General features: G+C 33.0%; 21 protein-coding genes. 14 read left to right on the forward strand and 7 right to left on the reverse strand.

What is annotated here, in order from left to right; all coding sequences use genetic code 11:
* The first annotated feature begins 20 nt into the window (after positions 1-20).
* The 4 genes from ACNQGG_RS10610 (at position 21) to ACNQGG_RS10625 (ending at position 5,034) form a co-directional block, all read left to right on the forward strand.
* The gene (locus ACNQGG_RS10610; protein WP_417963790.1) at positions 21-506 is read left to right on the forward strand and encodes a hypothetical protein; all 486 of its coding nucleotides are present in this window, start codon (positions 21-23) and stop codon (positions 504-506) included.
* A gap of 615 nt (positions 507-1,121) precedes the next feature.
* The gene (locus tag ACNQGG_RS10615; RefSeq protein ID WP_417963792.1) at positions 1,122-1,541 is read left to right on the forward strand and encodes a cupin domain-containing protein; all 420 of its coding nucleotides are present in this window, start codon (positions 1,122-1,124) and stop codon (positions 1,539-1,541) included.
* A 717-nt stretch (positions 1,542-2,258) separates the two neighbouring features.
* Positions 2,259-3,647: a tetratricopeptide repeat protein gene (locus ACNQGG_RS10620; RefSeq protein ID WP_417963794.1), complete on the forward strand. Its 1,389-nt coding sequence runs from the start codon at positions 2,259-2,261 to the stop codon at positions 3,645-3,647.
* 952 nt (positions 3,648-4,599) lie between these two features.
* The gene (locus ACNQGG_RS10625) at positions 4,600-5,034 is read left to right on the forward strand and encodes a DUF1801 domain-containing protein (RefSeq protein ID WP_417963796.1); all 435 of its coding nucleotides are present in this window, start codon (positions 4,600-4,602) and stop codon (positions 5,032-5,034) included.
* Positions 5,035-5,797: 763 nt separating this feature from the next.
* Here the strand turns inward: ACNQGG_RS10625 and ACNQGG_RS10630 are convergent.
* The gene (locus tag ACNQGG_RS10630; RefSeq protein ID WP_417963798.1) at positions 5,798-6,415 is read right to left on the reverse strand and encodes a hypothetical protein; all 618 of its coding nucleotides are present in this window, start codon (positions 6,413-6,415) and stop codon (positions 5,798-5,800) included.
* A gap of 310 nt (positions 6,416-6,725) precedes the next feature.
* On the opposite strand from ACNQGG_RS10630, the gene ACNQGG_RS10635 reads away from it, so the two are divergent.
* Positions 6,726-7,172 (forward strand): endo-arabinase, encoded by a 447-nt coding sequence (locus tag ACNQGG_RS10635; RefSeq protein WP_417963800.1) that lies wholly within the window; start codon positions 6,726-6,728, stop codon positions 7,170-7,172.
* Positions 7,173-7,275: 103 nt separating this feature from the next.
* Here ACNQGG_RS10635 and ACNQGG_RS10640 read toward each other — a convergent pair whose 3' ends face one another.
* The 6 genes from ACNQGG_RS10640 to ACNQGG_RS10665 all read right to left on the reverse strand — a co-directional run bounded on the left by ACNQGG_RS10640 (position 7,276) and on the right by ACNQGG_RS10665 (position 14,147).
* Entirely contained in the window at positions 7,276-7,632 is a 357-nt protein-coding gene (locus tag ACNQGG_RS10640) for a response regulator transcription factor (protein ID WP_417963802.1), read from the reverse strand.
* A gap of 238 nt (positions 7,633-7,870) precedes the next feature.
* Entirely contained in the window at positions 7,871-10,222 is a 2,352-nt protein-coding gene (locus ACNQGG_RS10645) for a response regulator (protein WP_417963804.1), read from the reverse strand.
* A gap of 6 nt (positions 10,223-10,228) precedes the next feature.
* Positions 10,229-10,654 carry a response regulator gene (locus ACNQGG_RS10650; RefSeq protein ID WP_417963806.1) on the reverse strand — a complete coding sequence of 142 codons (426 nt, stop codon included), beginning with the start codon at positions 10,652-10,654 and terminating at the stop codon, positions 10,229-10,231.
* 22 nt (positions 10,655-10,676) lie between these two features.
* Positions 10,677-11,087, reverse strand: a complete 411-nt coding sequence (locus tag ACNQGG_RS10655) for a response regulator (protein ID WP_417963808.1) — start codon at positions 11,085-11,087, stop codon at positions 10,677-10,679.
* A gap of 12 nt (positions 11,088-11,099) precedes the next feature.
* Entirely contained in the window at positions 11,100-11,819 is a 720-nt protein-coding gene (locus tag ACNQGG_RS10660) for a sensor histidine kinase (protein WP_417963810.1), read from the reverse strand.
* 6 nt (positions 11,820-11,825) lie between these two features.
* Positions 11,826-14,147, reverse strand: coding sequence for a PAS domain S-box protein (locus ACNQGG_RS10665; protein WP_417963812.1), 2,322 nt, complete (start codon positions 14,145-14,147; stop codon positions 11,826-11,828).
* 560 nt (positions 14,148-14,707) lie between these two features.
* Between ACNQGG_RS10665 and ppsA the strand changes: the two genes are divergently transcribed.
* The 9 genes from ppsA to ACNQGG_RS10710 all read left to right on the forward strand — a co-directional run bounded on the left by ppsA (position 14,708) and on the right by ACNQGG_RS10710 (position 25,667).
* Positions 14,708-17,128 carry a phosphoenolpyruvate synthase gene (gene ppsA, locus ACNQGG_RS10670; protein ID WP_417963814.1) on the forward strand — a complete coding sequence of 807 codons (2,421 nt, stop codon included), beginning with the start codon at positions 14,708-14,710 and terminating at the stop codon, positions 17,126-17,128.
* A 10-nt stretch (positions 17,129-17,138) separates the two neighbouring features.
* Complete coding sequence (locus tag ACNQGG_RS10675) at positions 17,139-17,891, forward strand: SDR family oxidoreductase (protein WP_417963816.1); 753 nt, start codon at positions 17,139-17,141, stop codon at positions 17,889-17,891.
* A gap of 24 nt (positions 17,892-17,915) precedes the next feature.
* Positions 17,916-19,421, forward strand: coding sequence for a trypsin-like peptidase domain-containing protein (locus ACNQGG_RS10680; RefSeq protein WP_417963817.1), 1,506 nt, complete (start codon positions 17,916-17,918; stop codon positions 19,419-19,421).
* Between the two features lie 360 nt (positions 19,422-19,781).
* On the forward strand, positions 19,782-19,910 hold the full coding sequence (locus ACNQGG_RS10685; protein WP_417963976.1) for a zinc ribbon domain-containing protein: 129 nt from the start codon (positions 19,782-19,784) through the stop codon (positions 19,908-19,910).
* A 356-nt stretch (positions 19,911-20,266) separates the two neighbouring features.
* A complete protein-coding gene (locus ACNQGG_RS10690; protein ID WP_417963818.1) occupies positions 20,267-21,631 on the forward strand; it encodes a dihydrolipoamide acetyltransferase family protein in 1,365 nt (454 codons plus the stop codon).
* Positions 21,632-21,728: 97 nt separating this feature from the next.
* On the forward strand, positions 21,729-22,718 hold the full coding sequence (locus tag ACNQGG_RS10695) for an NAD(P)-dependent oxidoreductase (protein ID WP_417963819.1): 990 nt from the start codon (positions 21,729-21,731) through the stop codon (positions 22,716-22,718).
* 106 nt (positions 22,719-22,824) lie between these two features.
* Positions 22,825-23,928, forward strand: a complete 1,104-nt coding sequence (locus tag ACNQGG_RS10700; protein ID WP_417963821.1) for a site-2 protease family protein — start codon at positions 22,825-22,827, stop codon at positions 23,926-23,928.
* The gene (locus ACNQGG_RS10705) at positions 23,915-25,072 is read left to right on the forward strand and encodes a phospholipase D-like domain-containing protein (RefSeq protein ID WP_417963823.1); all 1,158 of its coding nucleotides are present in this window, start codon (positions 23,915-23,917) and stop codon (positions 25,070-25,072) included. Before ACNQGG_RS10700 ends, ACNQGG_RS10705 begins: the two co-directional genes overlap by 14 nt.
* 325 nt (positions 25,073-25,397) lie before the next feature.
* A complete protein-coding gene (locus ACNQGG_RS10710; protein WP_417963825.1) occupies positions 25,398-25,667 on the forward strand; it encodes a hypothetical protein in 270 nt (89 codons plus the stop codon).
* Positions 25,668-25,781 lie beyond the last annotated feature (114 nt).

The raw sequence follows: 25,781 nt of genomic DNA on the forward strand, positions 1-25,781 counted from the left end.
AATCATTTAATTTATTTGCTATGAAAACACTAAGACAATTCAGTTTAAAGCCGGTATTGATAATAATTAAAATAAATTCTGCTTACTCTCCAAGCATGCATAATTTAAAATCCGGCTATCTCCCAAATGGTGTAACTCCTATAGATAACCAAAATACGGTTACTATTATTGTTACTGACGGAACTTTGAAAATAGATCTTTATTGTGACTCCAGTTCCAATGAAACAATTGATTTCAAAGTGGTTAATTTTAGTTTTGAGGAAAACAACCTACTAACTGCTTCAGACGGAATTAATACTTATAAAGGGAATTGGTCAATATCAGATAACAATGGTTATATCGATACTTTATCCAATTTAAAATTCGATATCTCTTTTAAATGCCCACTAAATTTTATCGAAACAATAGATCATTGGGAAATTATTGACAAATCCTCCGGTACGGTTCAAAATGATGTTATTTATGGCGTCGGTGAAAAGGACTTCCCAACATTTTGCAAAAACTAGAAACCTGCTGAACTAAAAAATAAGCACAGCACTAAATACCTGTTTTCAAAAAATGACATTACTAACTTTAAACTAACATTTGAATGCTTACTAATTACTATTCAATTTTATTTCTCGGCTTCAATCCTGACAAATAACAAGGTCAATCCACTATTTTTTGAGTACAATCAGTTACGAATTGAAAAACTAAATCCGTTTTTACCATATTCTCTGGAACAAGGCAAAAACGGATTTTTGGTGTGTTCGTTTTTTTTAAAATAAACCATCAAAACACTTAAAATCAATACATTAAATTTCAAAAAATAAACTTTATTTTAACATTAAGTTCATTTTTTTTGTAAATTAGTAACCTCAAAAAAATGGCACATCCATTGTGTCTCACTATTCAAAAAAAACGAATGAATTCGTACGCCCAAGCTTAAAGTGGTAAAAAACTACTAGCGCTTACGGACAAACAAGAATATAGACAATTCAGCTGAATATTTCTTGTCAATGCCGACTCACAACAAAGATGAAATACAAAAACCATCGACTACTTATAAAACAGGCGAAACTAAAAAGTCAAATAAGTAGAAAAATTAAATTAAAATAATTAAACATTTAAATTTAAAAAAGATGAAAACAATCAAGTTAATTTTAATGACGCTACTCTTTGGACTATTCCTACTACAAGGAGCGAGTTTGTATGCGCAAGACCCCATGAAAGCATCACCAAATATATATAAAAAAGTACTGCTTGAAAACGACAAGACAAGAGTGATGGAAGTTGAGTTCAAGCCAGGAATGGCAGTTGCATGGCACAGTCATCCAAACCATGTCATCTATGCTTTAACAAGCGGAAAAATAGAAATCACTGAAAAAGGCAAAACAGCAACTACTATGGAAATCAAAGCAGGTACTGCCATTTATATGCCTGCGGTAACTCACATGGGCAAAAATGTCGGGAACACCACAATCAAATTAATTGTGACCGAGATGAAACCAATGATGCACAAAAAGATGAATCACATGATGCCAGCGGCTAAGAAAAAATAATAGACCATCCTTTTTGAGCAAAACAATACATTTGATTTAATTTTTGAATATTGATTTAAAAATACCAAAATCCGTCTCGTTGAAACGAGGGCAATGAAAAACTACCTGAAAAACGGAAAATAAAAACACCTAAAAAGGAGGGAAAACACTATGATTTCACTCCTTTTAGTTGTTATAAACACCTTGTAGTCACTTAAAATTAAATTTCGCAAAAAAACGAGATTAAATAAGGCTTTGATCTTATTTAATCTCGTTTTTTTAAAAGTCTTTTAAAAAAAGGGATTTTTTCAGTGCCCTAGTTTCAACAAGGCGGCTTTTTTTATGGGCATGTCCCTGTTACGGAGCTATAGCATAAAAGACATTGTTTTTTTATGCAACACGGTCAGGCTGTACGCTTCAATCTCCCGAAGAAAAATCGGGAGGATTTCCACTGCCATCCTTCATGCGAATCAACGGTGACAACAACTAAAATTGTCACTATGTAAATTCAAAAAATGTATCCAACTGATAAACAGCCCCACTGATGATTTGTAAGAAAATTTTAAATATATTTGAGAGTAAATAAATATTGACCCTTATCAGACAAAACGACCCAATCTAGGGACGGATATTGGCAGACCTACAAGTTGTGCTTCGTTTTATACGAGCAAAGACAAATTCGATAACCTAAAAGTATCTACTTGAAAAAAAGTTTTCAAAAAAGTAAATTTAATACCTATGAGAAATATTCTAAGCCTATTATTCTTTATTTTCATAGGAACAGTTTCCGGACAATCCTTAAAAATAAAAAATCTTGAACGAAGTCTTTATCAAGCAAGGTCAGATACTGGTAAGTTAGCGCTATTGGTGAAAATTTCTTCAGCCTATGCCGACCATAATCCGATAAAGTCAGTCCATTTTGCAGAAGAAGCTTTGATACTTTCCAAAAAAAAACACTACAAAGAAGCTGAAATGCGTAGTCTGAATAGTTTAGCCTTCTCATTATTTGTTATTGGTAATTACTCAAGAGCATTGAAAACCTCCTTAGAAGCACTAAAATTAGCTCAAAAACTAAAAAATAAAGGAGGCCAAGTTATGGCTTACAATAACATAGGAAATATTTACAGAAGACAAGGTGCCTATAAAAGCGCTGTTATAAATCTTTTGCTTGCCAAAGACATTTGTAACGCCGATAAAAACATTCCATGCAATCCTATTATATCTACGTTAGGAATATGTTATTTAGAGACCGGAAAAACCGATTTAGCTATGGATTTCCTGCAAAGGGTATATCAACAAAATATTAAATCAAAAAGCGAAGGCATATCCATTACCTATAATCGTCTGGGAGATTTACAATATAAATTGAATAATATTCCGCTTGCCTTGGAATATTACCGCATGGGTATTAAGAGTGCCAACGAGTATGATAAACCCAGATGGTTATGCTTTAATTATGTTTCGTTGGCAGAACTTTATTTCAAAGAGCATCAAACAGATTCAAGCATTGTATATGGTAAAAAAGCCCTTGTACTGGGAGAAAATAAATTTCTGCATCAATCGCAAAAGGCTGCAGTAATCATTTCTGATAATTATTACCGGCTAAAACAATCGGACAGCTGCCTCAAATATTTAAGACTAGCCATCGTTATCAAAGACACTATTCAAAGCAACAAGGAAGAATCCCAAATTCAGAATCTTGTATTTGAAGAACGCATGCAAAAAATGGAAACTGCTGAAAATGAAGTCAAACTTAAGGAAGAACGGTCGCATAATCTGCAGTATTCTGCTATTTCTGCCACTTTAATTCTTTTCATCATTATATTTCTGTTATTGAGTCATTCGATATTGGTCAATGAGTCGATTATCCGATTTTTAGGGATATTGTCTTTATTAATCGTTTTTGAATTTATCAATTTGTTGCTGCATCCGTACTTGGGGGAATTTGTACATCACTCACCAATACTAATGTTATGCCTGATGGTATTCATTGCAGCTCTTTTAATTCCTTTACATCACAAATTAGAGCATTGGATAACAAGTAAACTAGTAGATAAAAATACTCAAATAAGATTGACTGCTGCAAAAAGAACAATAGAAGCAGTAGAAAAAAATAATCCAACATAAAAATACAAACAAAACGAAAGCACAACATCGATTTAGCAGGATTTGGGTTTTCAGCTTAATTTGAAGTTAGTTTTGTATTTGAATTAAAAGTGAGTAACCCCGACCGTGCTGACATGACACAATCGTTAGCGCAGTTTTTTAAACTGTGCCCACAACAGCGAGTAAATAATAATTGATTTTTCAGCCTACTACCTACACACGATTTTTAAATTGATTGACCAAAATCTGTTAAAATAATATCTAAAGGTAGTGGCTCTCTATTTTTGTATCTAAGAACACTTTTAAAGCTTTTTATCACTTCGTTTTTGAAAAGCTAAATCAAACTTCTTTTTTCAAAAAAAGAAATAATTATAGTTTAAATCACATGTTTCTACATTCAATTTAACAAAAATTAGTTCGTTTAGAAGTTTTTAGACGTACTAGTGGCTAGCTGCCGAAAAAAAACGTAAATAATGTGATGAAAATAATAAAATATCTATTCAATTTTGTTGGCATATGTTGGATGATTTCGTTTGCATTTTTATCATATACTCTAATTGTTATATTTCCTGATTGTAAAAGTGCAATGAATTTAATTTGGAATAAAATTGCAGAACTCATTCCTGTTTATGCAATTTTTTCAATAGTCATAACTGGGATAAATTTTGCTTTTGAAAGGAAAATCTAAAAAAGACAGAATTCAAAAGAGTTTATATTTGGAATAATATATACTCAAATGATTTTTACAAACACTGTGGAGAAATAAGCTAAAAAAATGTTGTTTGAGAATTGTGTCTGAATAATTAAAGCCAGCCACTAACAGCGCTTTGGCTTAATAGCTCGTTTAGTTTTTCTTAGCCGGAAATTACTAAGTTGAAATTTTGTTTATCTTTAGAACTGATTAGTAAAAATCCTGCTACTTCGCCAAGCAGCGAAACGTCAACCAAGGAAAATTAATATAAACAATACGATTATGAACATGTTTGCAAAAAATGAGGCAAAATCTGTAGCAGAATATCTTTTGAGCGTACCTGAAGATCGCAAGAAAGAAATTGATTTTCTCCACGATTTTATTCAAAAAGCAGTTCCGAACCTAAAACCTTATTTTGCTTCTAATATGATTGGTTACGGTTCGTTTTACTATTTGGATTCGAAAAAACAAAAAAAAGATTGGCCCATAATTGCTCTGGCAAATCAAAAGAATTATATCAGCATTTATATATGTGCAGTTGTTGAGGATACGTGTGCAGCAGAAAAACATAAAAAGGAGCTTGGCAAGCTTAGCAAGGGATTAGGTTGCATTAGATTGAAGAAAATTGACGATATTAATCTTGAAACTCTTAAGATTGTATTAAAGCTCGCTGAGAAAAAACCTGGGGTTGTAGGTGCCACTTTAGTAGATAAATAGTTTCGCTTTGTAATTTTCGTCTATATTTTTGATTGCCCGTGACAATTTCACCACTGACACATTAAGACCCAGACAAACAAATTATTTTTAAAAAACAGAAAATTCATAAGTATGAAAAACAAAAGACTTATTAGTATTGTGATCACTATATTGATTTTATTGCTCATTCCATTAATCGCAATGCAGTTCACAGATGAAGTAAACTGGACGCTGTTCGATTTTATTGTCGCAGCTGTTCTATTGCTCGGCACCGGTCTCATGTGTGAACTTGTAATGAGGAAAGTAAACAAAATCGAGCACCGCATTGTAATCTGTGTAGTTCTTCTAGTCCTGTTCGTCCTCATTTGGCTTGAACTTGCGGTCGGAATCTTTGGGACACCATTCGCCGGATCGTAAACAGCTTAAGCATAAAAATTGATAGGATATTAAACCCGAATATCACTAATTTACACAAATTAATTCGTGTAAATTAGTGAAATTTGTATTTAACTTTTTAATATCAACTAAAAATAAGTGTAAATCTGCTTAATCAGTGTTATCGGTGCCTTATTTTAAAATTGTGTTCACAAGGTAGCTTTTAAGAGTGCTTTTTAATGGGCTAAACGAGACAATTGCTTTTTGCCTAAAGAGTTATAATTTAAATCCAATATATTTACTTTTTTTTTCGATACTTCGTTAGAACTGAAGCTAATGCGACATGGTATACAACCAATTGCAATTCAACCAATCAAAAATAACACAATATCACAATGGGAAATTAAAACTAGGTCTCCCTAGCAATATTTATAATACTTCTAATAACTTCATCGAGTTCATTTGAACTTTCCAATATCATATCACAAATATTACTCGTATTACTGTCTAATAATGTAGTATCCAAAATGCTAGTAAGTCCAATTATATTACTCAACGGAGCCCGAATAAGATGTGATTGCTGAAAAACAATTTTTTCAATAATATCCGTGTTTTTCTCAATCTGTCCTTGTGCAATTTGGAGTTCTAATTCTTCGGCAACATACTTGGTTATGTTGTATCCCAAACAGAATATTCCCATCGGATTTTTTTGATCATCAAACATTGCTTTATATTCCCACTGAGTATAAACATAACCTCCTTTCCCATCATGTTTCCTTATTGTAGCAGGAAATAATTTATCGGGATTCTCGAAGCATTTCATAGAAACTTCTACACAAGTATTCCTATCATCAGGATGCATTGTAATATAATATGGCTCTCCAACAAAATTACTTTTGATATGTGAAAATTCCTTGGCATAATGTCCATTTATATAAGAATAATTGCCATCCATTCCAGTAGTTATTAAATAAAATAATACGGAGTTTTCCAGTAATTTTTTACTTTCTTCAAAATAATTCATCATTGATTTTTTAAGGTTAAGCTAATATACCTTTAAATTATTCAATACAGTAATGTTTTCAGCTTTAAATACAACTAACTTACTATAAACCAATATTATGCGATTTAGATAGTCGAACACTTCTTATTAAATAAACTTTTTTTTGTCAAAACAATTTTGCTGTTTTAACCTAAAAATACTTATAAAAAAAACAAAAACTACCTGCTGATTTTTGCTTTAAAATTAAAATTTTAGTTCTAAGATTATCATTAAATGAGAATTACATTATCTTTAGTGAATAAATCAATTAGTATAACTACAAAACACAATTTACATGAAATGGAAATTATCTTTTTTTTTAATTTTAAGTATAAGTATATTGGGGTACAGTCAAAAGATTGATGAATCTGAATCAATAAAGCGACTACTGGAAAAAGAATCGGCCACATGGAGAGCTTCTGATAGTAAAGGCCATACGGAATGCTGGCACATTCAACCGTACAGCAGGATTTTAGTTTCGACCCCAGAAGGTGCCACTATAGATGTCCCTCCTACTGCGATGATTAACACAAACCCTAGTGCAATGGGTAATGGTGGCTTTTCAGTGAATACCAACTACAAAATGAGCATCCATAAAAATAATGCCTGGGTAAGCCATAATGAAGAATCAACGGCAAAAGATGGTAAAAAAACATTCTCTTATGAAATCCGGTTATTAGAGAAAATAAAGGGAAAATGGAAATTAGTGGGACAATCCATCCATATTTATAACCCAAAATAAAATGTAGTTGACTGGCAATTGAACAAAGTAAGCCCTAAACCAACGTGGCATTATTTAAAAACTCCATCTTGGTTTAAATAACAAGTAAGGAGTTTTTAAATAATCATTTTAAAAATCGTCTGATTCTAACGATTAACTCATTAGGGCTAAAGGGTTTTGTAATAAAATCATCAGCACCTAATTCAAAAGCCTTTAAGACGGTTTTTTCTAAACCTAAAGAGGATAATATAATTATTGGAATATTTAGTTTTAACTCCACTTTTACTTTATTGACGATATCTAATCCAGAAGCAAAAGGCATTTCTATATCTGATAATATAAGGTCAGGCTTCTCTGAAACTATTTTATCTAATGCAACGTTACCATCCGGACATGCAACAACCTCATATCCCTCACGAATGAGCTTAAACTCCATAGTTTTTAGCATCATCTCATCATCTTCGGCAATTAGTATTTTCATTTATTGTAAATTAATTATTGATACACCAATTAAAACATTGAAAATATTACGTTTTACAGTACTTAATAAACACAAGGAGGCTTTTCAAAAATAGGCTTTTTAAACCGTTTAAAGTATTAATATATTGAAAATTTACTGTGAAATTATGCTTTAAGACAAAACCCGTATTATGTAAAAAACTGTTCCTATTTATAATAGCATTTACGTTTTTTTTTACCTATTGGGTTCTGCTGACTTACTATATTTTAGAAAAACCATGTATTGTTTCTAATTCATTGAAGACAAGCTGACAAATTTCATAAAAATTTTCAACTTCCTCTTTCCGTATTTGTCCCAGAGGATTTATTTCAATTTCGCTTTCAATAATATCAATACATTTTGATGCACTTGTTATTCCTAACAAACTGATAGAGGATTTTAATTTATGCACTTCCGCTTTCAAAACTATTATATTATCAATTTCATTTGCTTCAATTATAGCTTCTAAAGCCAGTGGAGCATTATGTAAAAACAAGGACACCATTTTTTCGATAAAAACGGTATCTCCGTCGGCAAATTCATTTAAATATTTAAAATTGATTAATTTTTCGACCTCTTCTTCTTCTGACAAATCAAAAGATTTATTATTATTTACATTCATTAAATTGTGGTGTAATTTTTCAAGCAATACATTAAAATCAAAAGGTTTAGACAGATAATCATTCATACCGCTTTCTAAACTCCTTTTTTCTTCACCTAATGTAGCATGCGCAGTTAACGCTATTATTGGGATATTTGATTTAGATCCCATATTGGTTCGTATGTGTTTTGTAACTTCATTTCCGTCCATTTCCGGCATTTGAATATCCATCAGAATAATATCATAATCATTCTTTTCTATTTTGTCGATGGCAATTTTACCATTATCGGCTATGTCAATTTCTTTCTCCCATTTTTCAAACACTTTAATTGCCAGCAGTTGGTTTAGCTCATTATCCTCGACCAAAAGTATTTTTATGTTTTTTAGGAAATTAGAGGATAATTGTTCTTTTACTATTTTTACAGCTTCAATAGTTCCTTCCTGAGCCTTTTTATATTGTAATGAAAATGAAAACTCACTCCCTTTTGAGACCTCACTTTCTACAGTCAACATTCCACCTTGCAATTCAATGAGTTTGCGGGTAATGGTGAGTCCTAAGCCGGTTCCTCCAAATTTTCGTGTCGTTTCATTTGATGCCTGATTAAAACTTTCAAAAATGGAATCTATCTTATTTTCAGGAATACCAATACCTGTGTCTATAATAGTAAATCGGATAAAAGTATCAAATTCAGATTCCTTCTCTTGCGAAACGATTAACTCCACATACCCTTTCTCCGTAAATTTTAAAGCATTTCCAACCAGATTAATCAATATTTGCGATAACCGTGTTGGGTCTCCAATCAAAAAATTATTTATTTCGGGATCTATTTCACATAATAATTTTACTTTCTTCTCTTTTGAAATCGGAGAAAGCAATTCAATTACTGAATTGATGTTTTTTGACAAGGAGAAATTTACATCTTCAAATGTCATTTTATCAGCATCTATTTTAGAAAAGTCCAAGATGTCGTTAATAATAACCAATAAGTTTTTACTGGCTCTTTTTATGGCTTCTACACTTTGCTTCTGATCGCTGTCTAAATTTGTGCCTTCTAGAATTCTTGCAAATCCTATAATTCCATTCATTGGAGTACGAATTTCATGGCTCATGTTCGTCAAAAACTGTTCTTTAATCTTAACGGATTGCTCTGCAATATCTTTAGCATTTATTAATTCTTTTTCAATGCGTTTTTGCTCGCTAATATCCTGAATGGTACTCAAAATCCTGAATGGCACATTGTGTTCATCATTCAAACATTTTATAAACTCATTAATGTACTTAATTGTTCCATTTTCACATAATATACTATGGCTAAACTGCACTTCTGAATTACTGTTTTTTACGTAATTGAGGTTACTTTCAAAAAGTTCTATATCGTCTGAATTAATTAAACACGATTTAATGAGCGCTACGGAAGGAATACTATTCTTGTCAATTTCAAAAATATTGAAAACTTCCTCTGAGAAAAAAACGCCCCCATCATTTAGGTTTATTTCCCAACTCCCAATCTTGGCTAATTTTTGGGCTTCATAAAGTCTGTTGGCATTAATAGTTAAAGCCAATTCAGTTTTTTTACGCAGTTCAAGGCTATCATGAAGTTTAATTGCATTTCTGATACTTTGCGAAATACCATCAGGAGTCAGTAATGTTTTTGGAATATAATCCGAAGCCCCACCTAAAATAGCCTGGCTGGCAATTTTTTCATCACCTTGTGAAGTGACAAAAATAACTGGTGTTTCAATTCCTATATCTCTCAATTTTTTTAAAAAAGAGATACCATCACTATCCGGCATCATGTAGTCTAAAAAAATCAGGTCATAAGGAAATGACTTGATTTTTTCGATACCTTCTTTAGCTGAAAAAGCAGTTTCAACATCAGCAATAATTCCAGAATGAGATATCGAACGAATTATAGTAATTGAATCGACTTTATCATCATCAATTATTAGTATTTTTAAAGCAATAGCCATATAATTTTATTTTTTTTCACTTGAAAATTCAATGATATTCCAATAGTCATTAAGTATTGAAAAAAAATCGGTGGTATTTTTACTTTCAAATGGTTTATGCATGTATCCTGCTATGTTTAAATTTAAAGCTGCCGCTTTATTTACATCATTGTCAGTCCTTGTTATCACAAAAACTAAAATTGATTTTAAATCAGGATGAATTCTCATCTTACTTAACAGCTTTATTCCATTTACACTTTCCTCATTAATATCTATCAGTACAATTTTTGGAATGGGTGATATTTTATTATCTCCCTGTAACATTAGCCAAGCTTCAGCATCGTTTTGAGCCAAATACAAAGTAGATTTAATACCGATTTCAGAAAATGCATTTTTTACATTTTCAACATCTGCACTACAACTGTCTACTAATAAGATATTTGAACTCGTCATAACGTAAATTTAAGAAAAAAACTTACATTTCGCACAATTGCCAAAAATTATTAAGTGTAGAAACTGAAGCTACAAATTTTTCAAAAGACAATGGTTTTAAAATATATCCGGCAACGTTCAAATTATAGGCTTTAATTTTGTCACTGTCCTCATTTGAAGTAGTCATGACAAAGACAGAAATATTTTTAAGTTTTTCATTTTCCCTTAAAACTTTCAAGAATTCTATTCCATTCATCTTAGGCATGTTAATGTCCAAAATAATAATTTTAGGTAAAGGAATAATCTTGTCATCAAGCATTTCTAAGGCTTCAACTCCATTCCCAGCTACAAAAAGCGGGTTTTTAATATTATTTTTAGAGAATGCTCTTTTAACATTCATCACATCAACCTCATCGTCTTCTACCAATAAAATATTTACCAATCTTTGTGTCATAATTTTAATTTTTTATTCTTGTTGTTTAGGCCAGTTAAATTTAAAAACTGAGCCGTTATTTACAGCTGGAGTATATTGGAAGATGCCTCCTGCTAATTTAATTATTTTACTTGTGATTGCTAATCCTGCACCTGTCGAATCTACAACATCTTTCGAATTTACGGTATAGAAAATCGAGAAAATTTTATCTTTTACTTCTTCTGGAATCCCAGGACCATCATCGCTTACTTTTATGTCATAATCTGTTTCATTTTCGATAATTTCAACAAAAACATTCTTTTTCTCCTTATCATGAAATCGAACGGCATTATCAAGTAAATTAAATAGTATTTTTTGCAATTTCTTACCCAAAGTGACTGTATTTTCGTTTTTTAAATTATATGTAACATGAAATTCAACATTTGATTTATCGGTTAACATTTCAATACAATCGGAAACTAATTTAGGGATATTCACTTCATACAACTCCATTTCGTTGCTATTAACTCGAGAAAGTTCCAGTAAAGCATTCATCATTTTTTCAAGTCGTTCCACTCTGTTTTTCAGTAACCTAAAGTTGTCTAAAACATCTTTGTCTGCATTCGTTCCTAAATCTTCTTCAATCCAAGTTGTCAGGTTTGAAATAGCTCGCATTGGTGTTTTTATATCATGCGAAACAATATAAACGAACTCTTCAAATTCCTTTTTAAGGGCAACTAACTCCTCTTGACATTTTTTTTCTGATGCTGTCATATACATTTATTTAGGAAGTGTAAAAATAAAACTTGTTCCATTATCATTCGCAGATTCTATATAAATAACGCCTCCTTTTTCTTCAATTATTTTTTTAACAATAGATAAACCAATACCTGTACTTTCTTTTTTATCACGTGCTTCAATGGTTTGAAAAACTTCAAATACTTTTTTATGGTATTCTTCTGCTATACCGGGTCCATTATCTTTTATGGTAAATTGATGAAAATCAGGCAATATTTCATACAAACATTCTATTTTACCTATAGATTTATCATTATACTTGACTGAATTACTTATAAGATTGCTAAAAACCTGTTGTAAAAGTATTCTTTCTGTCTCAATCACCGGGATAGTATCTACCATAAAAACTTCGAATCCTTCAAGAGGAACAACAGAATCAATAATCTGATGCAACATCTTTTTTAAATCAGTTGTTTCCTTTTCAATTTTTGTTCTGCCAATGCGGGAATATTCCAAAACGCCATTAATCAAGTTTTCCATCCGCTGTATACGTCCACGCAATAATTCAAAATTAGCACGCACAGTTTCGGGCATTTCAGGCATATCTTCAACAATCCACTCCGAAAGATTATTAATCGCTCTTAAGGGTGCTTTAAGATCATGAGAAACAATATAAGCATACTGATCCAGCTCTTTATTCTTTTTTTCGAGATCAACCAAGGCATTATTTAAATTCTCTTTTGCTAGTTTTTCTTGAGTGATATCCGTACTAATCGCGATATATTGATAAGGCTTTCCTTTTTCGTTCAAAAAAGGAACAATAGTGGTGTTTTCCCAATAAAAAGAGCCGTCTTTTGCTCTATTCATTACTTCTCCTTTCCAAACATTTCCATTAGCAATTGTTCCAAATACATCTCTCCTAAATTCTATCGAATGATACCCCGTACTAATTATTTGCTGATCATGCCCTAGTAGTTCTTCTTTAGAGTATTTAGAAATTGCACAAAAATTTTCATTGACATAAGAAAAAATACCTCTTTGATCTGTAATTGCAACGATTGCCGCTTCGTCTAATGCTGATTTAATATCGTTTATTTCTTTTGCTTTTTCTTCTATTTTTTGTTCCGCTAAGGTTTTGTCCGTGATATCCTGAATGGTACCTTGAATCCCTACTACCTCACCTTTTTCATTTTTATATGGCTTCCCAACACCTACAATATATTTTAAATGTCCGTTAGAAAATAAAATTCGGTGATTGTAATGTAAATCGGATCCAGTAGTTAATGTTTTTTCAAGTGCATTGTCAAGATTCGATAAATCATCAGGATGAATTTTACTTCGGTATGCCTTAAAAAGCTCATCAGAAGGCAATTCTTCTAAATCAAAAATCTGATAATGTCCTTTAGACCAGATAAGCTCGTTTGTTACTGAATCAAATTTCCAACTTCCTATTTTAGCGATACTTTGTGATTCATCTAATAATTTATTACTATTTATTATATTTAACTCTGCTTCTTTCTCCTTTGTAACATCTCTTGCAATACAATATAAATTCCCTGTATCAGGATCTGGAGATGTATTCCAACTCAATAAAATATACTTGCCATTTTTACAGCGATACCGGTTTTCAAAACTGATAGTCTTATGCCCATTTGATAACTTTTCAACTTCTTTATATGTTTTAAATAAATCCTCCGAATGAATAAAATCTATAAATGGCTTACCCTCTAATTCCGCTTTAGAATAACCCAATACATCAGTAAAGGCCGGGTTCACTTTATAGAATAAACCGTCCACGTTCGCAATACAAACCAAATCCTTTGAAAGTCCAATAAAATTCTGGAATTCCTTTTGAGATTTAATAAAATCCGTATTCTTTTTTCGTAAACTCAATAATAAAACCACTTGGTGGGCAAGTAATTTTAAAGCATTTTTTTGTTCATTAGTCAATATTCTCGGTTCTGTATCTATAACACATAGAGACCCTAAATTAAAGCCATTTTCATCCTTAAGCGGTGCTCCTGCATAAAATCTAATATTAGGATTCCCGGTCACTAAAGGATTGTCAGCAAATGTCTCATTTTCCATTGCATTATTGACTTCATATACTTCATCGCTCATAATTGCATGTTGGCAAAAAGATACGTTTCTTGGAGTTTCAGTAACCCCTAATCCAACACTGGATTTAAACCATTGTCTTTCCTCATCTAATAAAGTTATTAAGGCTACAGGAACTCCACAAATATAAGAGGCGAGTTGGGTTATTGAATCATATTCCTTTTCCGGCAAAGAATCCATAATTGAATACTCTTTCAGTGCTTTAAGTCTTTCTATTTCATTTTCCGGTATCGGATTTTTTTTCATCAATTTGGGGCTTTTTATTTAATAACAATACTAGAAAATTTATTGATACAAACTAAAAATATTTTTATAGATAAACTTACTCTATTTCTATAAACTTACCAACCCGTTGCAGTACAAAATTTATTTTTTGCAATCAACATATATAAACTTAATATTTTAAATAATTACAATTATTTTTCTCACATAATATTAATCTTTTTTATCTTTCAGCGTTACTAATACTTTTTTAATTTTATTGAAAAAAAGTTCATTTCCGTTCCTGTATATTTCAATAAAACAAAAAACACAAACTACTGTATCTTAATTACTTAATTTAAAAAACAATAAAAAAAATATCTTTTTTATACCAATAAAAATAATTAATTGATTAAATTTACAGTATGGGTTTCAACAAGAAGAATACCTACTTTCTTCTTTTTTAACCTCAAAAATTATGTGAATTTCAAACCTACTTTTGAAGCAAATTTACTGTCGGATTAACCAAAAAAGTGCGCCTCAACTATTTTTTTTGCTACTATTTTAACAGACTAATGGTCAGTTTCTATTAAAAAACATACGAAATGGCAAAGTACGAACACATTCTGTTTTTTAGCCAAATTGGTATTAATGCTATTGATAAAGTTGGCGGTAAAAATGCCTCTCTTGGCGAAATGTACAATCAGCTCAATCCAAAAGGCATTAACATTCCTAATGGTTTTACCATTACGGCTGCTGGATATCGTCTTTTCAGAAAAATAAATAATCTGGAAAAACCATTGAAAGAGTTACTGTTAGCATTAGATACCAAAGAATATTCAAATCTTTCTTCCATTGGAGAAAAAGCACGAAATCTTATTTTATCGGCAACAATTCCAAATGAAATTCGGGATGAAATCGATACTGCTTATCAATCCCTTAGTCAACAATGTGGTAGTAATAATCTTGACGTGGCAGTACGAAGCAGCGCAACTTCAGAGGATTTACCCACAGCAAGTTTTGCGGGACAAATGCAATCTTTTTTAAATATCAACGGTACAGCACAGTTAATCGCTGCAGTACACCGTTGTTATGTGTCCTTATTCACGGACCGCGCCATAAAATACCGTCATGATATGGGTTTTGCTAAACTGGACATTTCAATTTCTGTAGGTATTCAACAAATGGTTCGAAGTGACAAAGCAGCTTCTGGCGTAGCATTCACTATTGATCCGGATAGCGGTTTTGAAAATACCATTATCATAAATAGCATTTGGGGATTGGGAGAAAACATTGTTCAAGGTACTGTTACGCCTGACGAATGGATGGTCTTTAAACCTACTTTAGAAAACACCGATTTAGATCCTATTCTAAAAAGACAATGCGGTAGAAAAGAATTTACGATGATTTATGCCGATAAATCTAACGGTTCATCCGCAGAAAACACAATTAGTAATACAGATACTTCCTTAGAGAAACAAAACCAGTTCTCCTTAAGCGACAAAGAAGTTATTCAACTTGCCCAATGGTGTTATAAAATTGAAAAACACTATAAAAAACCAATGGATATTGAATGGGCAAAAGATGGTTTGAACAACCAACTTTATATTGTTCAGGCGCGACCGGAAACCGTTCATGGAAAAGCAAATAAGCGTGTTAGAGAAATCTATAAACTCAAAGAAAAAAGTAGCCTTTTAACGCAAGGAATTGCTCTTGGAGATAAGATTTCTTCGGGAAAAGCCCGAATTCTAAACAGTCCGCAAGATGGCAATTTACTGCAAGATGGAGAAATCATCGTTACGGATTTGACTAATCCTGATTGGGATCCCATCATGAAAAGAGCTTCGGCAATTATTACTAACAAAGGCGGACGCACCAGTCATGCCGCAATAGTAGCGAGAGAACTGGGAACTGTTGCAGTAGTGGGTTGTGGCAATGCTACTTCTGTAATAAAAAATGGACAGGAAATTACTGTTTCCTGTGCCGAAGGGAAAGCAGGAAACATATACGAAGGATTGCTGGAATGGGAAATAACCGAACAGGATTTCAGCAAACTTGAAATGCCAAAAACGGATCCCATGCTTATTCTTGCTGACCCCGAAAGAGCGTTTGAATTAAGTCATTATCCCAACCAAGGTGTAGGATTAATGCGAATGGAATTTGCCATTTCAAATACCATAAAAATCCATCCGTTGGCGTTGTGCGAACCCGAAAAAATAACCGACGAGAACATTGCTGCCGAAATCGCTGCGTTAACTAAAGGCTATGAAGATCCTAAAACTTATTTCGTTGATAAACTAGCCGAAGCTGTAGCAATTGTTGCCGCCGCTTTTTATCCAAAAGATGTAATTGTACGCATGAGTGATTTTAAAAGTAATGAATATGCCAACCTCATTGGCGGAAAATATTATGAGCCTCAGGAAGAAAATCCTATGATAGGATTTCGTGGGGCTTCCCGTTATTACAGTGATTTTTATCGAAAAGGTTTTGCATTGGAATGCGAAGCCATGAAAAAAGTACGTAATAAAATGGGACTCCAGAACGTAAAACTGATGATTCCTTTTTGCAGAACATTCGAAGAAGGAGAAAATGTTCTTAATGAAATGGTTAAAAATGGATTAGTGCAAGGCATCAACGGACTGGAAGTATATGTAATGATTGAAATTCCCAGTAACGTATTAATGGCAGATGAATTTGCAAAACTCTTTGACGGATTTTCGATTGGTTCCAATGATTTAACCCAACTCACATTAGGTTTGGATCGCGACTCCGCATTAGTGAGCTATTTATTTGATGAGGAAAATCCAGCCATAAAATATTTGATTAAAGAAACGATTCGGGTAGCGAAACGTTTTGAAATAAAAGTAGGATTGTGTGGACAGGCGCCAAGCGACATCCCACAATTTGCTAAATTTTTAGTGAACGAAGGCATTGACAGCATTTCATTTAATCCTGATGCTTTGATAAAAGGAATTGAAAATATTTTGGAAGCAGAAAAGAAACCAAAAAGAAAAATTCTAATGTAATACTTCTATTATGAAAACAACATTCAAAAATAAAGTAGCAATTGTAACCGGCGGTTCATCAGGAATTGGTAAAGCTACTGCGCTTGTTTTTGCAAAAAAAAAGGCTAAAGTAGTTGTAGTGGATTGGATAGAAAATAATGAAACAGTAAACCTCATGAAAGAAATGGGAGGAGAAACCATTTTTATCAAATGTGATGTATCAAAATCCGATGGTGGAAAAGCGATGGTGGAACAAACCATTACTGCTTTTGGCCGATTGGATTATGCCTATAACAGCGTCGGTATTGAAGGAACGTCTACTTTCACTGCCGATTGTACCGAGGAAAACTGGGATAAAACCATCAGTATAAACCTAAAAGGAATTTGGCTTTGTATGAAATACGAAATTCTCGAAATACTGAAACAGGGAAAAAGCGTGATTGTCAATTGCTCCTCTGTTGCTGGCCTAGTTGGATTCTCTGGTTTACCTGCCTATGTAGCGTCCAAACATGGCATTATCGGATTAACAAAAACTGCTGTATTAGCTTGTTCTAAACTCGGAATTCGGGTCAATGCTGTATGTGCAGGCGTAATACAAACCATGATTGACAGACTTACCGGAAACAGTAAAGAAACTATAGAACAGTTCACAGGTTTAGAACCTGTTGGTCGTTTTGATCAACCCGACGAAATTACCAATGCGGTAGTTTGGATGTGCTCGGATGAAACCTCTTTTGTAACGGGACATGCCATGGCTGTTGCCGGTGGTTTTGTAGCGCAATAAATTTTACTAAAATCAATTTCTACTATGATACCATTAAAAAAAAGGAATTGGAAAAGCCAAGGAATTTATTGGTTGATTATCCTTCTGTCATTTCAAGGGTGCCAATCTCAGGATAAGAAAAATGAGAAAGATATTGAAGATCTCCAGAAAAATATCGATTCCAGTCCTAAGAAAACTTCCTATACAGGCCTTGTAGATTTCAAATTAGCCGCCAAAATAGCCACGCCTGGAGTAGTTCATATCAAATGTCTTTTTAAATCCCAAATACAACGCGATAGAAATGGGGATGAATTTTATAATTTACCTGACCAATTAAAAGAATTCTTTAAAGAAGAGCCTTTTTTAAGACAATTTAAATTCCAACAACAATATTCCCCAGAACCGTTAATAGGTAGTGGATCTGGCGTAATACTGACACCTGACGGATACATCATCACTAATAACCACTTAGTGAAAGATGCTGATGAAATTAACATAACGCTGTTTGACAGACGTTCCTATCCAGCCAAAATTATAGGTACCGATCCTCAGACAGATCTCGCACTCCTTAAAATTGATGAAAAGAACCTTTCCTTTATTAAGTATGGTGATATTGACACTATTGAAGTGGGGGAATGGGTGGTAGCCGTGGGAAATCCGTTTAATCTCGCATCAACTGTTACAGCAGGAATTGTAAGTGCCAAAGCCCGCAATATAAATATTTTAAATGATCAGGGCGCCATTGAATCATTCATACAAACTGACGCGGCAGTTAATTCAGGCAATAGTGGTGGTGCCTTAGTGACATTAGACGGAAAACTGATTGGAATTAATACTGCAATTGCCACACCTACGGGAGTTTATGCGGGTTATGCTTTTGCAATTCCGGTAGACATTGTAAAAAAAGTCGCTAATGACCTGATGAATTTTGGATCGGTTAAAAGAGGTGTTTTAGGAATAAGCATCCGTGATTTGAATAGCACTCTTGCCAAAGAAATAAATATTGGTCGTGCCAATGGCGTTTATGTTGACAGCGTGATGGTAAACGGAGCCGCAAAACAAGCCGGAATCAATGTGAAAGATGTAATCATCAGCATTGATGATATTGAAACTTTTTCTGCAGCAAAATTACAGGAGATCATTATGCGAAAACACCCTGGAGAAAAAGTAAAAATTGCGCTAATCCGAAACGGTAAAGAAAAAAAAGAATTTATTGTAACACTGCAAAAACAAGAAGCAATCCCAAAAATCATAAAAACCACAGGGAAAGATTTGTTCAAAAATTTAGGGGTCGAACTTGTTCAAATCAATAAAGAAGATCAAAAAAAATACAACGTCAGAAACGGACTAAAAGTCACAAAATTGTATGAAGGAAAACTGAAAAGAGATACCAATATAAGAGAAGGATTTGTAATCACATCCGTTAACAATAAAGCGATGTCAACAATTAATTCTTTTATGGAAGCTGTTGAAGCACAAAAAGGGGGCATCATACTGGAAGGAAAATATGCCGGTGATTCTACGTACTATTATTATGCTTTTGGTATGTAAAATAAAACTAGAGAAGAATTAATACTCCCAATATTTAGATTGTTCAATCAATTCTAATAAAACATAAAAAAGAAGAGGAACAAGCAGTTGGATTACAGAAAATGAAATTGCCGAATGAAAGCTAAATTGAAACGAAATTAAGATTACAGTACTTTTGCGGAAGCGAGAGCTTGGGAGCTTTAGACCAATTAACAAAATCTGTTTAAAACGAAATTTGAAATTCATAAAGAAAACTAATACTGATTTCAATCCTTATTATGTAACTTTTAAAAAATTAAAAATTATGAAAAAATACTACTTTTTACCAAAGTTACGGAAAGCCACTTCGCTCTGAGGAATTAAAAGGTATTAAAAAACGGTATTAAAAACAATGATTATTGCAAATATTGCTATGAGAATGGTCACTTTAAGCAACCAGAAATTGATTTGAAAGAAATGAAAAAAGCCGTAAAAACGCATATGGAAAAAGGAAACTTCCTGCTTATATGACTCAAAAGGCTTTAAACATTTTACCGACATTAAAACGTTGGAAAAACAAATAGTTTATCATCTAAGATAATTGATTTAATACATGGAAAACAGTAACCGTAAAATAAAAATCACCTGTCGAGAGGATTTGAAACAAAGTCTTCGGAAAGCATTGGATGAGAAAATGCTCTTAACTTGGATTGCTAAAACGCATCGGGTAATCGGTGTGGGAAGGCGTAGAGAAAAGGATTTTATGATTTGGAGCTCCAATACAGCGGTGAGGTGTTGAAGTGTCTATTCCCTAAGCTGCTCAATGAAAGGAGCTACAATTCGGCAGAAAAATGATAGTGTTAATACAGTCAAAAAAATAATACGCCATGATTGAATTTTTAATGCCCAGTTTGGGCGCGGATATGGAAGAAGCTACGTTGATCGAATGGAAAAAAAAACCAGGAGATACAGTGAAGCGTGGGGATATTATCGCCGAAGTTGAAACACAGAAAGAACTGATTGATATTGAAATATTTGAAGAAGGAACCATTGGAGAATTGCTTATTAAAGAAGGGGATAAAGTCCCAGTGGGAACTGTAATGGCATTAATAAATCCTAGCGAAGTTACATCAGAACCAAAAAAAGAAGAAAAAATCCCAGAATCAATACCAATACAATCGACAGAAGAAAGAATAGAATCGATTGATGCTCCGAAAGTGGAAGACCTTTCTATCAAAACAGCTCCATTAGCGCAAAGAATTTCTGAGGATAATGACCCTCCGAAAATAACGGAAACCGATAAAGCCATTACCAAAGATGATGCGAATAATCTAATTAAAAAAACTGAAGCTGATGATAATCATATTGACATTTCGAAAATAACGGAAACTGACGAAGCCATTACCAAAGATGACGTGGACAATCCGATTGAAAAAATTAAAGCTGATGATAATCATAATGATCTTTCGAAAATAACTGCAACTGCAACTGATGAAGCCATTACCAAAGACGATGTAGACAATCCGATTGAAAAAATTGATATTGAAAACACGGAGGAAATACCAATTGAAACAGAAAAACAGAGCAGTATTGCTGAAGCAATTCGTTCTGAAGTTGTGGCTACTATGAGTCAGTCTAACAGGGAAATTCCACATTATTATCTGGAAAAAAGAATTGATATGACAAATGCATTGGCATGGTTACAAGTAGCAAATAATAAACGTCTCCAGAAACAACGGTTGCTTCCTGTTGCTTTATTGATAAAAGCAACAGCGAAATCGCTACTTGAATTTCCGGATTTGAATGCTATTTGGGATAATGGTTTACAGCTGAAAAAAGATATTAATATTGGTTTTGTAGTATCGTTACGCACTGGTGGTATTATCGTTCCAGCCCTTCATCAGGCCAATTTAAAAAGTATTGATGAAATCATGGATGCCTTAAATGATATTATCCCAAGAGCTCGAGCATTGCGGTTACTAAGTTCAGAATTGAGTGATTCTACCATAACCCTAACGAGTATAGGCGACGGCGGAGCTGATACCGTTTTTGGTGTAATTTATCCTCCGCAAGTAGCCATTATCGGTTTTGGAAGTATTTCGGAACAGCCATTTGCCGAAAACGAAATGATAGGCATCAGGTCTTGTGTTTCTGTAACATTGGCTGGTGATCATCGCGCAACAGACGGATTAACAGGCAGTCGGTTTTTAGTTACTTTAAACAAATATTTACAAATTCCTGAAGCATTATAGTTGCGAAAAAATTAGAAATTAAATCCACGAAACAAACAACTAAAAACCAAAACTTTAACAACATCAATATCTTATATTAGAAATAAAAACGATAAAAATGAAAGTATTAGTATATAGCATATTTGGTTTTGATAAACCTTTCCTAAAAAAAGCAGCACATGGAAATCACGAATTAGTTTTCACGGGTAAGTCTTTGAGTAAAAATACGGTAAACTTTGCCAAAGGCTTTGATGCTGTTTCGCTTTTCACCTCTGATGATGCCTCAGAAGCAATATTAGAAAAATTATACATCCATGGTGTTAAATATATTGCCTTACGCACAACAGCTTCTGATTATATTGATTTAGCAAGAGCAAAATCTTTGGCGATAAAAGTGGCAAACATCCCTGCTTATTCCCCTTATTCGATTGCGGAACTTGCCGTCTCCTTATTATTGGCAGTAAACAGAAAACTGGTTTTAGGTCAAACGTTAATGCAAATTGGCGACTATCGGTTGGATCATTTAATGGGCTTTGATTTGCATGGAAAAACAATAGGCATTATAGGAACCGGAACAATTGGTGCCGCTTTTGCAAGAATTATGCATGGTTTTGGGTGCAATCTTTTGGCTTTTGACAAGGAAGAAAACAAGGAATTGATGGATGAAATCCCAATTACTTATGCTTCATTAGAAGCCGTTTGCAAAAATTCAGATGTAATTTCCGTGCATTGTCAATGGGATGAAACAACCAACCATTTGTTTAATAAAACCACTTTTTCGAAAATGAAAAAAGGAATGATTTTTATTAATACAGCGCATGGAAGGATTGTAAATACGGAAAATTTAGTAGAAGCAATCGAAAATAAAATAGTGTCAGCTGTTGGTTTAGATGTTTATGAAAAGGAAAAGCCGATTTTTTTTCAGAATCATAGTGATTCTCCAGTAAATGATCCTTTGTTTCTAAAGCTTCGTTCTTTACCAAATGTTATGATAACCGGACATCAGGGTTTTTTGACAAATGAGGTATTAGAGGGAATTGCACATGCTACTATTACCAATTTAAACTCTTGGGCCTATACCGGTATTTCTGAAAATGAAATAAACTGATTGCGGTTTAGCACTGATTGCTAAACGAATACGAACTATTTATTTTTATTATTTGTCTGTTTTTTTTCTAATCATACTATGATTGATAGTATTAAAAATTCAAAAAATGAAAGGATCCTTTAAACTCGGAAAAGTAGCAGGTATCGGAATATTTATCCATTGGACTTTCTCTTTACTTATTCTGTTTATCATTTTCATTAACTACAAAGCAGGTCAGAATACGGTCCAAATAATATGGTCCGTTGCCTTTATTCTATGCATTTTTGTTACTGTTTTATTACACGAACTGGGACATGCTTTGGCGGCAAAAAACTATAATATAGTAACCAAAGACATCACACTTTTGCCTATTGGGGGTTTAGCCCGATTAGAGCGGATACCTGAAAAACCATTGGAAGAATTAATAGTTGCTTTAGCAGGGCCTTTGGTAAATATCACTTTGGCATTTATCACCGGATTTTTTATTACGCTTCCTGATACATCCGAAAAATTGATGGCTGAATTAGCCAATGGTGTAAATGCACATAATTTTTTACTCAATTTCTTTTTAGTCAATTTTTGGCTGGCACTTTTCAATTTAATTCCAGCATTTCCTATGGATGGTGGCAGAGTCTTACGGGCTCTGTTATCTTTTAAATTACAACGTCATGTTGCAACAAAAATCTCAGCGCGAATAGGTCAAATAGTAGCAGTGGCTTTTATTCTTTTGGGATTTATTACCTCCCCTTTTTTGATTTTTATAGGTATATTTGTTATTATAGGAGCTCAAATTGAAGCCGATTATACCGAATCGAAATTCATGCTGAAAGGTTTTAAGGTCCATGATATTCTAATGAAAGATTACCAAAGGATTGATGCGAATGAAAAAGTAAAAAAAGCAGTAGAATTACTTCTAGACAGCCAAAACAAGAATTTTTTGATCACTGAAAATGATATTGCTGTTGGAACACTAAATCGCGACCAAATTATAATGGCACTTTCTACAAAAGGAGATAACGAGTTTATTTACAATGTCATGGATCGAAATTTAATATTTCTTGACAGTAATTCTCTTTTAGAAAACGTTTTTGAATTAATACAACAGAATAAATCAACATTAATGCTGGTTATGGAAAACAATCAACTGGCAGGAACTTTGGATATCGAAAATCTTATCGAATTCATTTTAATTAACGAGGTTAAAATAAATAAAGCCCATGACGAAAAGTAATAATACCTTTACTGCTCCTAATAGCATCGAGCTTGTTTATAGTGGCGAAGATTATTTTTCTCGATTAGAAACTATTATCCGAAACTCTCAATTTGAAATCCACATCCAAATGTATCTTTTTGAAGATGATACAACGGGACGAAGAATTATTACGGTATTAAAAGAAGCGGCATCACGCCATGTTAAAATTTATATACTTTTGGATGGATTGGGCTCTTTAACATTTCCTTCCGAAACCATAAACGAAATGAGACAAAGCGGTATTAATATTCGCTTTTTTGCACCTTTATTTTCAACATTCACCTTTTATCTTGGTAGAAGATTACATCGAAAAGTAGTGGTTGCCGATGCGAAAATCGTCCTAATAGGTGGCATTAATATAGCCAATAAATATTGTGGAACGGCAATAGAAACTCCTTGGCTTGACTATGCAGTTCAATTAAATGGTTCAATAGCCGAACCAATTCAGAAACAATGTATTGCCGTTTATTTTAAGAAAAGACGTTTTCAAAACAAAGAAATAAAATCCTCTTTCCATGTTCAGGAAGATGCTTTGGTACGAATCATTCAGAATGACTGGTTAAAAAGAAAAAATGAAATTTGTGATGCCTATATAAAATCCATTCGGAATGCAGAAAAAGAAATAATTATAGTGGGAAGTTATTTTCTTCCTGGCATACGAATCATTCAGGCCTTGAAAAAAGCTTCCAAAAACAAGGTGAAAATCAAATTAATTCTATCCGGAATTTCGGATCTTCCATTGACCAGACGCGCTACTTGCTTTCTCTATGGCAAACTGCTTAATTATAACATTGAATTATACGAATGGAAAAACTCTATTTTACATGGAAAAACGGCAGTTATTGATGAATCCTGGACTACTATAGGCTCTTTTAACCTGAATAATTTAAGCTCATACGGAAGTCTCGAAATGAATGTTGAAATAAATTCTGCTGCATTTTCTAAAATGTATCAAACGCAGCTCGAGGAGATTATTGGACAGTGCCAGAGAATAACTCCGGAATCTCTGAAAATGAAAACCAATGTGTTTACGAAATTCATCAACGTGCTAGCGTATGGTATTACCCGAATAATAGAGCTCATTGTTACTTATACACCCTACAAACGTTTTTATAATTCATAAATACAATACTAATTTTAAGTAAAATAAAAATAGTTTTAAAAAAATTATCAGCATCAAAATTATGCATTCGTGACGGAAGTTTGCCACAAGGTGCGCCAACGAGTCCGTATCTTTCGAATTTGATTTTTAAAAAAGCCGATGCGGTGATTTCTGATTATTGTATCCAACACAAAATTAAGATACACCCCTTATGCAGACGATTTGAGTTTTTCCGGAGATTTTGACGAAAATAAGTTACTCCACAAAGTAACTGAAACCGTTGAAAAATTAAACCTTCAAATCAATAAAACCAAAACCAAACTCATGCCAAACCGTTACAGGAATTGTGGTTAATGAAAAACCACAGGTCGTATTTCATAAGCGTAATGATTTGAGACAGGCCATGTATTACATCAATAAATTTGGTTTTCAAGAACACCGAGAATACAAAGAAGTTGAACAAAAGAATTATCTGGAACATTTGTTAGGGAAAATAAATTTCGTACTGCAAATAAATCCAAGGGACACTGAATTTATAGGCTACAAATCCATACTGATTGACTTAAAAAAGAAACAAGATTTAAAAACGATGCAAGATGAATTATTGCCGATATAATAATCGAAAAAATCAATATTAAAAAAAATATTTTTAATACTAAGAAAATAATTACATTTGAAATACACTTGTAATTCTTATTCAAAGAGTTACAAATAACACCCGGTAATCATA

It is taken from the genome of Flavobacterium esculini (genome assembly GCF_048284325.1).
Lineage (GTDB): Bacteria > Bacteroidota > Bacteroidia > Flavobacteriales > Flavobacteriaceae > Flavobacterium.